Source organism: Candidatus Woesearchaeota archaeon, from assembly GCA_016928155.1.
Lineage (GTDB): Archaea > Nanobdellota > Nanobdellia > Woesearchaeales > JAFGLG01 > JAFGLG01.
On the sequence record JAFGLG010000005.1, the window covers coordinates 1 to 13650 of the forward strand.

Below are 13650 nucleotides of genomic sequence, written 5' to 3' on the forward strand. Positions count from 1 at the left end.
CAAGACTGAAACTTAAAGGAATTGGCGGGGGAGCACCACAAGGGGTGCGGCGTGCGGTTTAATCTAACTCAACGCAGAGAATCTCACTAGAGGCGACGGCAGTATGAAGGTCAGTCTGAAGGGCTTACCTGACGAGCCGAGAGGTAGTGCATGGCCGCCGTCAGCTCGTGCTGTGAGGTGTCCTGTTAAGTCAGGCAACGAGCGAGACCCACACCTACAATTGCTAGCTGATCAGAAATGATGCCAGAGCACATTGTAGGGACTGCCCGGGAAACTGGGAGGAAGGCGTGGGCCACGGTAGGTCTGTATGCTCCGAATCTTCTAGGCTACACGCGCGCAACAATGGTTGGGACAATGGGATACAACTCCGAAAGGAGAAGTCAAACCTCTAAACCCAATCTTAGTCCAGATTGAGGGTTGTAACTCACCCTCATGACGATGGAATCCCTAGTAATCGGATGTTATCAGCGTCCGGTGAATATGTCCCTGCTCCTTGCACACACCGCCCGTCAAACCATCCGAGCAGGGTTTAGATGAGAACTAGTTTCTTTGACTAGGGCGAATCTAAGCTCAGTGAGGCGGGTTAAGTCGTCACAAGGTAGCCGTAGGGGAACCTGCGGCTGGATCACCTCCTTTTATTTTTCATCGGGTTATGTTTCTCAACTCTTATTCATTTTATTTTCAGACAATCCAAAGTTGATAACTTTAGGTTATCACCTCATAATCCTGGGCCTGTAGCTCAGCCTGGTAGAGCATCGCCCTTGCACGGAAGAGCAAGTCCCTACTGACTTGATTCTCAAGTTAGGCGGGGGCCGCGGGTTCGAAATGCTCGCCGTCAAGACGAGCTCGGAAGTCCCGCCGGGTCCATTTACACTCATCGATCAAATTGGTTCGCGATGTTGATCATTGCGGCCCTTAGGTGGAAATGTTTTTTCCCACATCACATTGATGAAACCATGCATAGGAAGATTCACGCTATTAGGTGGATGACTTGGCTCAAGAGCCGAAGAAGGGCGTGACAAGCAGCGATATGCTCAGGGTAAGCGCATGTAGCTTTTGATCCTGAGATACCCGAATGAGACTTCTCATTAGATCCGAAAGGATAGGGAACGCAGGGAATTGAAACATCTCAGTACCTGCAGGAAAAGAAATCAATTGAGATGCTGTCAGTAACAGCGAGCGAACACAGCAGAGGGCAAACCGAATCTGGTGTGGTAACATACCAGGGATGTGGTGTTTGGACCATCTTTTAGTCCTTTTTCACGAGCAGAACGTGTCTGGAAAGACAGGCCCCAGAGGGTGAAAGCCCCGTAAGCAGAATGAAGAAGGATGTGGTGAGTTCCAGAGTACCGTCTACCGGAATCTAGGCGGGAATGCGGGGGACATCAACCTCCAACCCTAAATACTACTTGAGTCCGATAGCGAATAGTACCGTGAGGGAACGTTGAAAAGAACTCTTAACAGAGAGTGAAAAGAGTCTGAAACCTAATAGCTATGGTGAGGTACTGCTCTTAGGAGTTGTACCGTGCGTTTCGAATAACGTGCCAGGGAGTTTATGTTAGTGGCAAGGATAATCCGCAAAGGAGCATCCATAGGGAAACCGATTTCCCGCAGTTCACGAGGGGAATGGTATGAAAGTGCCATGAGTCACTAGCATAAGATCCGAAACCGCTCGATCTAGCCGTGGGTAAGGTGAAATGAGGGTAAAACTTCATGGAGGCCTGCAGAGGTGCTACGGGCAAGTGCTCTTCTAACTTGCGGCTAGGGGTGAAAAGCCAATCGAGAGCGGCGATAGCTGGTTCCTGCCGAAGTAGGCCGCAGTCTAGTGATGGAGGAGACAGGACAAGAGGTAGAGATACGGATTTGGGATTTAGGCATCGAAAGGTGTCGGTTCCTTGTCCAACTCCGAATATTTGTCCGTCGTAGAATCCATTAAACGCGGGCCCTGGGGTAAACTTGGGTCCGGAAATGGGAACAACCAAGACCAGAGTTAAGGTCCCTAAATGTTCTTTAAGTGTCAAACTACAAGAGCGTTTACAACCAGAGACAGCGAGGAGGTTGGCTCAGAAGCAGCCATCCTTTAAAAAGTGCGTAACAGCTTACTTGTCAAGGTTGTAGGTCTCTAAAATGGACGGGGCTAAATGAACTACCGATACTTTGGATCATCGCAAGATGAATGGTAGGCAGGCGTGCTGTTAGGGCGAAAGCCAGTCCGGGAGGATTGGTGAACCTTTCAGTATTGAGGATCCTGGCGATAGTAGGATTTGAGTAGAGTGAGAAACTCTATCACCGAATGGGCAAGGGTTCCTTGACAATGCAAATCAGTCAAGGGTTAGTTGATCCTAACCGTAGTCCTAACTGGTCTAACGGGAAAGGGAAACCGGTTAATATTCCGGTACTATCTGAGTATATGCGGCGACGCAAGTTCAATACCTGACGCTTCGGGATAAGTGGACATGGATCATCGTCCATGTTAATTAGGACAGGTCTGGGGAGTACTGTAATGGTGAGAACCAGAGCAAACCTTAGAACAGTGTCGCTTAAGCGGCATTCCACTGAGTCCTGGAGCCCATGAAAAGGGGATTGATCAGATCTCAGATAATCATACCCAAAACCAACACAGGTGCCCCTAGGTGAGCAACCTCAGGTGTAAGGGTGTAATCTAATCGAGGGAACTCGGCAAATTGGCCCCCTGACTTCGGTATAAGGGGTCCCTGAATTTGTAACTACGCGTTGCGATTTCAGGGCGCAGTGGCTAGGTCGGTCCGACTGTTTAACAAAAACTTAGCATCCTGCTAAGCCGTAAGGCCTTGTACAGAATGCGACATCTGCCCAGTGCCAGCACTTCAAAGTCCTTTCCAAGGGACCTAAGAACTGGTAAACGGCGGGAGTAACTATAACTCTCTTAAGGTGAACGAGTTGCCTTAGTAAAATCTGGCTAAATGCTGGAACGTCTGAGTATCCCAGACTACTCGTTTTCCACTGGTCACAGGTCGTTTTGACATTGACCTTAAATATGTGGAAAGCAGTGAAAATGTCATGGGTGCAGATAATCAGCAGGAAAGGCTAGATGCCCGATGGATTTCCGGATTTGTTGACGGAGAAGGTTGCTTTTATGTTGGGATCAATAAGATGCCGAATATGACAATTGGTTGGCAAGTGTTACCGGAGTTCCGGATTGTGCAGCACAAAAGAGATATTGAGATTCTTAAAGGAATCCAAGAATATCTCGGATGTGGTGTGGTAAGAAGGAATCATGGTGACAGGTTTGAGCTCAGGGTGCGAGGGATTTATGATTTGAATCAAATCATCGTATTCTTTGACAAGAACCAGTTGCATACCAAGAAAAGGAATGACTTCTGCAAATTCAAAGAGATAGTAAGACTCATGAATGAAGGAAAGCATCTTACTGAACAAGGACTCAACATGATCGCAAGAATGGCTTCTCAGATGAACAGACAAATTAAGAATGGGTATCTAGAATCCTCAGAGACTATACGCCGGACCAACAATGCGGAATAGTTGGAAGATATAGTCCGACCCGTGCAGCGATGTACGGATGTAAGCAGAAATGCTTGCACGCCATCAACAGATGGTCAGTACCAAATCGGGAAGTAACAGAAGTGAGCGAAATGCCTTGCCGTTTGATTGACGGCCTGCATGAATGGTGTAACGAGATCGACACTGTCCCCGGTTGGAAGCCCCCGAACAACTGTCCTGGTGCAAAGGCCAGGGATTTCCAGTGGGAAGCGAAGACCCCGTGAAACTTTACTGTAGCTTGTTGTTGTGACGTAAGTTTTGTTGTGTAGGGTAGCTAGTAGTCGCCATGGTGCAGTCGCCAGATTGTACATAGACACAGCTGAAACACTAGCCTACGAAGTTTATGCCACTAACCTAGAAATAGGGACATCAGCAGGCGGACAGTTTGGCTGGGGTGGCACGCTGTTGAAAATGTATCAATAGCGCCCAATGGTTGGCTCAGTCCGGTCAGAAATCGGACGTGGAGTGCAAGAGCAAATGCCAGCCTGATTGGATCTGGGATAAGGACAGATCCAAAGACGAAAGTCTGGTCTAGCGAACCCCTGCAGCGCCTTGATGGCGCTTAGGGATGACCGAAAAGTTACTCCGGGGATAACAGAGTCGTCTCGCCCGAGAGCTCATATTGGGACAAGGAATTCTTGTTCCAAGAGTTTATCGACGGCGAGGCTTGCTACATCGATGTCGGCTCATCCTATCCTGGCGGTGCAGAAGCTGCCAAGGGTGGAGGTGTTCACTCATCAAAAGGGTTCGTGAGCTGGGTTCACAACGCTGTGAGGCAGTTGGTTTGATATCTACTGGAAATGCGTGATGTCTGAAGGGAAGGATCTTCTAGTACGAGAGGAACGAGGGTTCGAGGCCACTGGTCTGACGGTTATCCGACAGGGTATGCCGTGCAGCTACGCCTTAAGCGATAAAAGCTGAAAGCATCTAAGCTTGAAGCGCACCCTGAAAAGAGACATCTTAGAACACGAGTAGAAGACTCGTTTGATGGAACCGGTGTGTAAGTGCGAAGCTTCGGCGACGTATTCAGCATGCGGTCCCCAATAGTTCATACCTTCCTATGCATGGTTTTCTCATCTTTTTCTTCCAATGAGAGAACAGCTAGCGATAGCTCTGTGATTCTTATGCCATTTTTTTTTACTAGTTCTTATTTCTTCTTTGCCCTGCTTTCTTTTTAGCGGGAAAATTCAAGAGGTCCTGACCAGATGTGCAAAGCAAATCTGGATAAGATATTTCTAATCCCTTGAATTATCTATCAAAATACATAGCATGGCACAGTATGCAGAGAAAGAACAAAAACCCTATATCATCACTAACACAAGGAAAACCTTTTTAAATGGATTCGAGTTTGATTGTGTTAAAGAGGTGAATTCAATGGCAGATCGCATTCCTACAGGCATTCAGGGCTTTGATGAGCTGGTCCAAGGAGGCTTTCCAAGAGGGAGTTCTATTCTTTATACAGGCACACCAGGTACAGGCAAGTCTATATTCGGCATGCAATTCATATACAACGGAGCCCTGAAATTCAAGGAAAAAGGAGCATATGTCACGTTTGAAGAGACTGCAGATGAGATAAAAGAACAGGCAACAATGTTCGGGTGGGACTTTGACAAGCTTGAGAAAGCAGGCAAGGTCAAGATAATATCTATACCTGCAAGACAGATCACAGACACCACATCAACTGAAATAATAAACTTGGTGAAGAAAGATGGATACAAGAGGCTAGTCATAGACTCATTGTCAACACTCTCCATCAATGCACCGATCTACAATGTGATGGGAGATGTCAGGGTGAAAGATGTCGTCGGTGACAATGTATTCTTCTCGCCGCCAGTTGTCGGCGACGTGCTCATCAAGAAATTCATCTACGGATTCATCGATGACCTCAAATCAATGAAGGATGTCACCACAATATGCATCTCAGAGACGCCCAAGGAATCAGAATATCTTTCACGCGACACAATATCTGAGTTCTTGTGTGATGGGGTGATTGTCGTGTCATTCGAGTCTCTCGGAGGCGCTTATTCAAGATCACTGCTTGTCAGGAAACTGCGAAGGACGAAGAATGACGAGGACATCCACCCAGTGGAGATCTCAGAGAAAGGTCTTGTAGTGCATAGTATCGAATAATCTTACATTTCTTGTATATTTTTCTGTTTTTGGCTAATATTTGATAGTCTGTTAATATCTCATAGGAAAAAGTTCCAAAGGCATAAGAATCTTGATAATAAGAAAGAAATGCGCGCCACCGTAGGTTAATAAGGTAAACCGCTCAGCTAACCACCGAGTGAATTACGAGACATCAGGCATTAAAAATCTATCGATTTTTAGGTGTCAAAACTTGTTTTGACATTTCAAAAAGCTTTCGGTTTGCCGGAGGTTTGAAACCCTGGAATGGGCAAAAAACTCCCCGCGCCGGCGCACATTTCTATTTAAATAGTGTTGTTCTATAAAGGGCAAAAAGATATAAAGAAAACCTGAAAATCTTCTATAAATGCTATCCAATGACCTGTTCGTAAGGCATGTATCAGAGGCCCTTCAGAAGCAGCAGATGGTTGTTTTTGGGGCTAGATGCTCTGTGAGGTATTCAGGAAGGGCTGAATCATTCTTGCCTTTCGGGGATCGCCTTATTGTGATAAAGACAGATGGCACGATGCTTGTCCACCAGCCAAATGGGGCAGCGCCAGTCAATTACATGAAAGACAGGACAACCCATAGGGTCTATGCAGATGAAGAGCTGGTGAAGATGAAATCACAGAATCTCATTCTGAAGGAATTCATGGAAGTCATGATTGATCAGGTTCATTTTTTGCATACCCAATATATGGATGATGCAGAGAAGATAGTGCTGCAGGGCTCTGAACGTGACATGGCAGACATGATAATGAAGAATCCAGGTCTCATAGAATCTGGATTTGTGCCGGTTTCGCAGGAAGAGCAGACAAAATATGGCTATATCGACGTCATGGGGAATGACAAAGACGGGACATTGGTCATCATCGAATGCAAGAGGTATAGTGTCGGCCTTTCAGCAGTGCAACAGGTACGGCGCTATGTCGAGAAGATCAAGCAGTCAAAGGGGCTTGACAAGGTGCGCGGTATATTAGCTGCACCAAAGATAACACCAAATGCAGAGAAGATGCTATTGGATTGGGGCTTTGAATACAAGCGAGTGGAACCGCCAAAATACCTGGAACAGTTCAATAAGAACCAGATGAGCATCGGTGAATTTCTGAATAATTAGATATTGTCACAATATTCCTATGTTATATGTCATAACAAAATATTTCATTTATCTATTATTTGTTATATTATCTAACAACTAGAAAGGAGATCTCTCCTGAACATCCTTTTAGGAATCATGACTGGCAGGTATCTATATTCTATCTTGACATGATCAAAAAAATCCTTGGCAAGCTCTATCTTTGACAAGGGAACGGCGATGACATTGTCAGAAATCCTTATGCCCTCAATATCCCTTATTACCCCTATGCTTGAACCCCTGCCATTCAAAGCATAATAAAACTTGGTCTTCTGCACATTTGACATTCCTTTTGTTGAATAGATAAAAAATCCCAGTGAAGAGAACCCATATCCATCAGCCAAATATCTGCCTGTAATCAGACTCATCCCCTCAAACAGGATCCCTTCCCTCGCATCAAAATCCGGAGATCTTATAGCCCCTTCAATCTTAGATATCAAAGTGATCCGATGATCAATGACTTCAAGTCTCTTCCTTAACACATATTCCAGGTCTTTGTCAACCTTCTGCTTGAAAACCAAGAGCATATCAATATCGGCTGGCTGTTTCTTTCCTCTCATCATTGAGCCAAACACCAATATATCAGATACTTGACTCTTATGCTCACTGAAGAAAACCCTGCAAACCTTCCTAAACTGAATGTCTTTTGATCTCATCTTCCACCAGACTCCTTATCCTGCTGCAGGTAGGCTTGTCCAATATCTTTGTATAAGTATCACGATAAGTAGAGAATTCCTTGTCAAGGATTGTGTAGCTCTCTGGGAAATATTTCTGGAGCATCCTGAAACGCTCGTTATGATCCTTAGGGGACTGCCCTATCTTCTCGAGAAGGATAAAATCCTCAATAGCAAAAAGGGTCTTGAAATAGAGTATTGTCGCTGATGTGAAATCGCCAGCACTGAACAATATATCTGCACTGCTCTTGAAAGTCAATATGTTCGTCTTCGCCATCACGTTATTAATTATAACATCAAAGGAGTATATATATCTTTTGGTTATATGTGATAACAAAATGGAAACATTTATATATTCATTGTATATACAATAGCTATATGGCTACTGAGATGATAACACTGAAGCTTGATAGGGAATTCTTACGTGATATAGATGAGATGGTGAAGCACAGGCATTACCACAACAGGACAGAGTTCATACGAGAGGCATTACGTGAGAAGCTCACAGCAGAAGAGAAGGAGTATATGCTCGCTCATCTGAAGAAGATACGCGGTTCTGCGAAGAAGAAAGTGACAAAGGAAGAGTATGAAAGAGTGAGAAAGACTGCAGCGGATGATCTGGCAAGGGAGAGAGGTTGGATCAAATAAGGCTTTCTGGTTTCCTGTAATAAGTTATATCCCTTATTTTCTTAAAATGCTTATCACGAGCAATAAGCAGAGATGCACTATCTCTGGAAAGTATCGCATGCAGGACATCATCTTTTGGTAAATTCCGTGACTTACTTATCTCTGTGGCCTCGGCATGCTGATCCAAATTAAAGAAAATCAAATCAATAACTTTCTGGAATGGCCTAAACATTGAATTGAGGGTTTCATCAGAATAGAATCTCCTAAGTTCTTTGATCACTATATCTGAAGTCACAATTCTTGAATCTTCTGACATGATCATAGAAATAAGCTTAGCTGCATACCTCCCTAATGGCTCTCCCCTGAAACCTTTCCGGTCCTCATACAGATCCATCCAGATGGAGGTGTCCAAGTAATATCTCATCCTTAAATGCTTGATTTTGAGGTTTATTTGGGTTGAGGGGAAAAAGGCGGAAAGCTTTTGCATCTAAAGCCCATTGCATTAGTAATCGCTGAATAAGCCAACTGCCTTCTTATGATATTCCACGACACTCTTCTCTGAAAGACCGGCAATAAGATTATGTATCTTTGATATAAACTCTTCCGCCACCCTTATGGAATTGACTGCCTCTTCCAAACCGACTGAGAAGTCAACATAATACTGCTTGTCGACCCTTTCTGATTTTGCTTTTTTTATGTCACTTGAGTCAATGTCAAATATCTCCTTAAGAAATATTATCGACGCCATGTGATTCTCTGATTTTATGCCTATCCTGAAAAGCGCTGCAAGAAGACAATGATACATTGAATAATAAGCAAGAGCGACTGAATCCTTCAGGTTGCCTATCTTAAGCAAAGCTTTGGCAGAAGAGAGTGATTCGTCTGATCTCAGCAGATAAGCCTTCTTTATCTCATCGCTTGGCTCAACAGCCTGTAATCTCCCTTCTTTCGCCAGCTTAATCAAAAAATTTATTCTTTTCGTAATAAAGCTCTACCCCTTTAATTATGACATGATTCTTCTCAATCTCTTTGATAAGGATACTATCCTTATTATACATGCCGATCTTGACGCTTATCCTCGAGTCAATGCCCTGTATTTCCTCTTTCAACCCATTATCTCCAGTCTCGATATAGACATCAATATCACTATCTTTCCTTGCAATGCCTTTTGCATATGATCCGAAAAGAATCGCCAGACTAATCTTGTTGTTCTGCTTAATCGCTTCAATGACCCTCCTTAAAGATGGATATTTCCTAACAGTTTCAATAAGCTTCTGGCTCTCAACCTGATAGGCAGATTGTTTGGCCTCCAATGATCTCTTAAGGAACACAACTTTGTTCTTCCCTTGCTGCCTGAAATCAACCACATTATTCTTGCTCAGGTCATTCACTTTCCTTGCAATAGATGTTTGGTTTGTATTGATCAATTTGGCTAGCCCCCTGATATGATTCTCTGACCTAAGCAATGCTTCAATGATTTTATTGTAAATATTTTGTGACATATGTAACAATAATGTTACATTAGTATATAAATGTTGCTGTTTTTTAGGTATCTGCATCAACAATCCTGACTGTTCCATGCAATCCACTATAGATTTCAAGGTTTATATCATTTTATGAGAAAAATCCGCAAGATATCTGATTAACGCAGGGAAGGGGGTTAAATATAATCAAAGATTGATCACAAACTTGCAATCCTTGGGACCCTGGGCTGCACATTCAATCTCGTTACAATTCAAATCTTTATCTCTTAGAAAACTGAATAAGCCAGCTATTGCACCTGAGGTGATATTACAAACAGGATCCTTGTTGTAACCTTGATGTGTTTTCTTATATTCTGCGGCAAGTGTCGAGTTTGGAATGTTCACAACTATAATCTTGCCACTACTCTCTGCAATCTTGATATTGCCCAAACCCAAGCTTCCGAACAGCTCTTCAACAACAAAAGTCTGCTTTGCTTGTGAAGCACCAAGCTTACGAAAATAACTCTTGGTCAGCTCCTTCACATGCTCTTTTGTCAATGAATACACTTTTGCTTTATCCATCTCCGTCTGGAGGGCATAAAAGAAGGATGATCTGAACATGATATTTTCCTGATCAAGGATATTTATCTTTCCATTCCCTATATTGAACTGCCTTGCCAGCATCAGCTTCTTCAGGAAAGCAGATAACATTATTAACCCTCCTTTCCTTTCTTAATACTCTTCAAAGTCTCCCATTTTTTATAGGTCAAAGAGATATCATCTTCTGATTGAACTTCTATTGACTGGAGAAACATCTCTTTGATAGGTGTGTCTGGCAATGTCTCATATAAAGTCTGTCTAAGAGCTTCTGCAAAAGTCTTTGCATGCTCTTCCTGAAAAAAATGAGCATTCATAGCAACAGGAGCCTCAATCATTATCTCAAAAAATCCTCCTTCCTCAAAGATAAAACGCTCATAAAACCTTCCCGCTATCTCATCAAATCCCAGATAGAGTATTTTCTTATTGAATCTCTGTTCCAGAACACCAATAAATTTCATCAATTCCTGTCTTGATCTCTCCTGCTCCTGCATTGATTCCTCAAGATTCTCATAAGAACGGAATGTGAAAGGCAGCATCTCTTCAATATCGACTAATGGAACAAATATATGGTGAGTCTCCATAAAACAGAAAAATAGGATAATAATTTATAAAGCTTTCTAAGACTAAGCTGTGCGGAACTGCGTCTCTTTGAGCAATTCCTTCACTCTGGTGTAAAGGTTTGCATCCTCATTTTCTGACTGCTTCTGGATGACACCATCAACAACTTTCACCCTTTTACCCGATCTGGTCACAAGTTCCTCGTTCGCCATCTTCAGTATATCATTGAACTGGGCTTGGCCAGTAAGAATCACCACCCGTGTATTCTGATACTGCTGCTTAATATGCCTGGCTACTTCAAGGCCATTTGTCCCGTGACCCAGGACATGATCAAATATCAATACATCTGGGCCGCCAATCAATCTGTGGCCAGTTGGGTCAAATTCTCCTGCATCATCGTCATATTTTAATGTATCAAGAGGATTTAGCTTGAACCCTCCATTCTCCCTCACAATATACATGGATGGTTCCTCTGAAAAACCAAAGAAAAGTTCATTATGCTCATTGATTTCTGGATCATCCAAAAACATCTCTGCCAATCTTTCAGCTTTGCCCTGAGCAACACCCGGTATGTCATCTAGCAACAATATGTCTCTCCTCTGCTTTGTCGTATCAAACTCTTTCATGATAAGATCATAGATTTCACATATCCTTGCATAACTTCTCTCAAAATCATCTTTCTCAGCATCTGTCAGAATATCATAATGAAAAACAACTTTTCCATCCTTCTTGCTGACCGGCAAGCCAATAACATGGTCCCTGAATTTAACCCCCTCAACAGTAATTGGATGGTTCTCTGCAAGGATGAAATCAATTGTCCTCATCAATCCATGGGCAGGGCCATACCAAGTCCCGCCTTGCATCACAGCAATCCTGGGTCCATCCATCATAGCCTTCTTCTGTATATCAACCATATCTTCATGAGTAAGCCCAATGTCTTCCAACGATTTTCCATTTATCCTTAATTGGGATTCTGGGAATACCTGAGTCGGCCCATGCTCACCAATGACCCTCGCTGCTACCTCCAACTCACTAGGATTAATACCATACCTCTTTGGATCTGATATCACATGCTTGACAATCTGCTCAACATACCTCCCTGTATCAAGCACAGGACCAAATGCATAGACCTGATGATCAGCAATCCCTGAATATCTCTGGAAATAAGTACATAAAGGATTCACTGGGTTTGTGACCATGACAACACTGCCTTCAAAGCCATTCTCGGCAGTCCTCTCTGCTATCCTCCTAATCATAGAGGGATCATATTTCAGTCCAACAAGCCTGATATCCTCCGGAGGATAGTCCTTGTAATTATAGCCCTCTTTTGCTGTGACTATGGTGATGCCATTCGGATTAATCTCCAGAACATCATCAACTCGCATTATCCTAGTTCCAGACCCATCAATGACAGCACCGGTCCTCAAATCATCTAGGGCAGCAAGCGATTCAGGCCTTGACCCTCTTGTATAAACATTAATCTCGGGAGTCTTGCCAACCAACAAAGAAGCAAGTTCTCTACCAACATTACCAAAACCCACAATATTTATCGGAATCTGATATTTCATTTTCTCATCACATCCAACAAGAAGTATGAACCCTGATGCGGCTTGAAAACATCCACACCCAAAGACATATTTAATTTAAGAGTATCATGAGGTATCCTTGATGATAGATAATCCGCTAGCTCCCCTGTCCCAAACACACCCAAAGACAGAAGCTTATCGGTGCCCCTTACATGCATTGAATCCCTTATCTGCTTAACAGCTCCGATATAAGTGCTATAAGGCAGAAGAGCTATCACGGGAAGAGAAACCTCTTGAGCCTCCAAAACCTTAGATGAAGGAAGCTCGTATATCATCAGATCGATATCATTCTTATCGGGAAAAATCCTACCAAAACGAGGACTCAATCCGGAATCCAAAATCCCTCTTAGCGCGGATTCATGAAACCTCGGCAAGTCTGTCTTTGGATTTGTTGGACTGCCATGCTTCAAACCCTTTGCTCGGTTTTCAAGAGCATCTACAAATTCATCATACACATCTTCATGGACATAGACAGCAGTCACTGCCCAGCATTTATTCCCCTTATTCCTTGCAGAAGCATAAACTAGCTCATCAGCAGCCTGATCAATGTCAGCACCATTACCCACTATGGCAATACTATGACCAGAACCGTAACGCCTTGATGACCTTCCGATTGACAAATCCTTGATAACCCTATCCCCCACAACTGTACGAACAATCCGCTCATAAGCTGCATTTGAAGAGAATATTGAGAATCCCTTGCTGAATGCCAATGCCTCCTGAACCATCTCAGGCTTGCTTAGTGATGACCAACTGAGCTTCTGCGCAAGATAAGGCAATCCCATCTCCGCAATCTTCTCAAAAAGTATGTGAGCGGCAATATCATTCGCACTAGGCCTTATTATCGCATGAGCCCCACCAAGAATGCTCTGGCCCACAATGAAAGGTGTCTCATAGACCTCATCATTGCCAGCAGCGACAATGAAATAAGGGCTAACAAGAGATCTTTCAGAAAGATGAACACCATCTCGTTCAACAGAGAACCTGTCGACATTTTCAACAAATCTCCCAAGATCATCAGCCCAAGTCCGCAGGGAGTCAGCAGTGCCTGAAAGATAGTTGACAGGAGTTCCATGCACAAGAGCCACATTCTCCAGCAGACGCGAATCTGACAATGTCCTGCTGATCATCTCATGAACCAGTCCAATCCTGTCCTCAAGAGGCAGAAGATCAACCTTGTGACCTTCATTATATGCAAATATCCTAGCTTCGACAAGTTCAGTTCTTCCTGAATCAGGAACAGTCGCAACAACACCCTTACCTGAGTAGTCTGTTACCTGCAAATCTACACCTTCAGCTGAATCCTGCATCTCTCCCCTGACAAAATTCTGGAATCTCAT

12 protein-coding genes, 1 tRNA gene and 2 rRNA genes are annotated in these 13650 nt (G+C 43.6%); 6 read left to right on the plus strand and 9 right to left on the minus strand.

All coding sequences use genetic code 11. The annotated features are described in order from the left end of the window. The 5 genes from JW968_01685 to nucS all read left to right on the plus strand — a co-directional run. Positions 1-634: ribosomal RNA gene (locus tag JW968_01685) — 16S ribosomal RNA — on the plus strand; the annotation flags it as partial. 94 nt (positions 635-728) lie between these two features. Continuing rightward, positions 729-867: transfer RNA gene (locus JW968_01690), tRNA-Ala, on the plus strand. Between the two features lie 91 nt (positions 868-958). Beyond that, positions 959-4604 (plus strand): 23S ribosomal RNA (locus JW968_01695). A 310-nt stretch (positions 4605-4914) separates the two neighbouring features. After that, entirely contained in the window at positions 4915-5670 is a 756-nt protein-coding gene (locus JW968_01700) for a hypothetical protein (protein MBN1385669.1), read from the plus strand. A gap of 364 nt (positions 5671-6034) precedes the next feature. Further along, the gene (gene nucS / locus JW968_01705; GenBank protein MBN1385670.1) at positions 6035-6784 is read left to right on the plus strand and encodes an endonuclease NucS; all 750 of its coding nucleotides are present in this window, start codon (positions 6035-6037) and stop codon (positions 6782-6784) included. A 71-nt stretch (positions 6785-6855) separates the two neighbouring features. On the opposite strand, the gene JW968_01710 is transcribed toward nucS, so the two are convergent. Both JW968_01710 and JW968_01715 read right to left on the minus strand, forming a co-directional pair. Next, positions 6856-7365, minus strand: coding sequence for a hypothetical protein (locus JW968_01710; protein ID MBN1385671.1), 510 nt, complete (start codon positions 7363-7365; stop codon positions 6856-6858). Between the two features lie 67 nt (positions 7366-7432). Beyond that, positions 7433-7753 carry a hypothetical protein gene (locus JW968_01715; GenBank protein ID MBN1385672.1) on the minus strand — a complete coding sequence of 107 codons (321 nt, stop codon included), beginning with the start codon at positions 7751-7753 and terminating at the stop codon, positions 7433-7435. A gap of 101 nt (positions 7754-7854) precedes the next feature. Between JW968_01715 and JW968_01720 the strand changes: the two genes are divergently transcribed. Then, positions 7855-8124, plus strand: coding sequence for a ribbon-helix-helix protein, CopG family (locus tag JW968_01720; GenBank protein ID MBN1385673.1), 270 nt, complete (start codon positions 7855-7857; stop codon positions 8122-8124). Here JW968_01720 and JW968_01725 read toward each other — a convergent pair. The 7 genes from JW968_01725 to JW968_01755 form a co-directional block, all read right to left on the minus strand. Then, positions 8117-8497: a PIN domain-containing protein gene (locus tag JW968_01725; GenBank protein ID MBN1385674.1), complete on the minus strand. Its 381-nt coding sequence runs from the start codon at positions 8495-8497 to the stop codon at positions 8117-8119. The genes JW968_01720 and JW968_01725 overlap by 8 nt on opposite strands. Before the next feature lie 108 nt (positions 8498-8605). Beyond that, positions 8606-9067, minus strand: a complete 462-nt coding sequence (locus JW968_01730; GenBank protein ID MBN1385675.1) for a HEPN domain-containing protein — start codon at positions 9065-9067, stop codon at positions 8606-8608. Then, entirely contained in the window at positions 9060-9605 is a 546-nt protein-coding gene (locus tag JW968_01735) for a nucleotidyltransferase domain-containing protein (GenBank protein ID MBN1385676.1), read from the minus strand. The genes JW968_01730 and JW968_01735 overlap by 8 nt, the downstream gene beginning before the upstream one ends. Before the next feature lie 168 nt (positions 9606-9773). After that, the gene (locus JW968_01740; GenBank protein ID MBN1385677.1) at positions 9774-10277 is read right to left on the minus strand and encodes a hypothetical protein; all 504 of its coding nucleotides are present in this window, start codon (positions 10275-10277) and stop codon (positions 9774-9776) included. 2 nt (positions 10278-10279) lie between these two features. Then, the gene (locus JW968_01745; GenBank protein MBN1385678.1) at positions 10280-10747 is read right to left on the minus strand and encodes a hypothetical protein; all 468 of its coding nucleotides are present in this window, start codon (positions 10745-10747) and stop codon (positions 10280-10282) included. 42 nt (positions 10748-10789) lie between these two features. After that, the gene (locus tag JW968_01750; GenBank protein MBN1385679.1) at positions 10790-12292 is read right to left on the minus strand and encodes a hypothetical protein; all 1503 of its coding nucleotides are present in this window, start codon (positions 12290-12292) and stop codon (positions 10790-10792) included. Then, positions 12289-13650: an aldehyde dehydrogenase family protein gene (locus JW968_01755; GenBank protein MBN1385680.1), complete on the minus strand. Its 1362-nt coding sequence runs from the start codon at positions 13648-13650 to the stop codon at positions 12289-12291. The genes JW968_01750 and JW968_01755 overlap by 4 nt, the downstream gene beginning before the upstream one ends.

Coding starts and splice junctions, on each gene's coding strand:
- JW968_01735 (MBN1385676.1), bottom strand. CDS start 9,605: ATGTCACAAAATATTTACAATAAAATCATTGAAGCATTGCTTAGGTCA.
- JW968_01745 (MBN1385678.1), bottom strand. CDS start 10,747: ATGGAGACTCACCATATATTTGTTCCATTAGTCGATATTGAAGAGATG.
- JW968_01750 (MBN1385679.1), bottom strand. CDS start 12,292: ATGAAATATCAGATTCCGATAAATATTGTGGGTTTTGGTAATGTTGGT.
- JW968_01715 (MBN1385672.1), bottom strand. CDS start 7,753: ATGGCGAAGACGAACATATTGACTTTCAAGAGCAGTGCAGATATATTG.
- JW968_01740 (MBN1385677.1), bottom strand. CDS start 10,277: ATGTTATCTGCTTTCCTGAAGAAGCTGATGCTGGCAAGGCAGTTCAAT.
- nucS (MBN1385670.1), top strand. CDS start 6,035: ATGCTATCCAATGACCTGTTCGTAAGGCATGTATCAGAGGCCCTTCAG.
- JW968_01710 (MBN1385671.1), bottom strand. CDS start 7,365: ATGATGAGAGGAAAGAAACAGCCAGCCGATATTGATATGCTCTTGGTT.
- JW968_01725 (MBN1385674.1), bottom strand. CDS start 8,497: ATGGATCTGTATGAGGACCGGAAAGGTTTCAGGGGAGAGCCATTAGGG.
- JW968_01700 (MBN1385669.1), top strand. CDS start 4,915: ATGGCAGATCGCATTCCTACAGGCATTCAGGGCTTTGATGAGCTGGTC.
- JW968_01720 (MBN1385673.1), top strand. CDS start 7,855: ATGGCTACTGAGATGATAACACTGAAGCTTGATAGGGAATTCTTACGT.
- JW968_01755 (MBN1385680.1), bottom strand. CDS start 13,650: ATGAGATTCCAGAATTTTGTCAGGGGAGAGATGCAGGATTCAGCTGAA.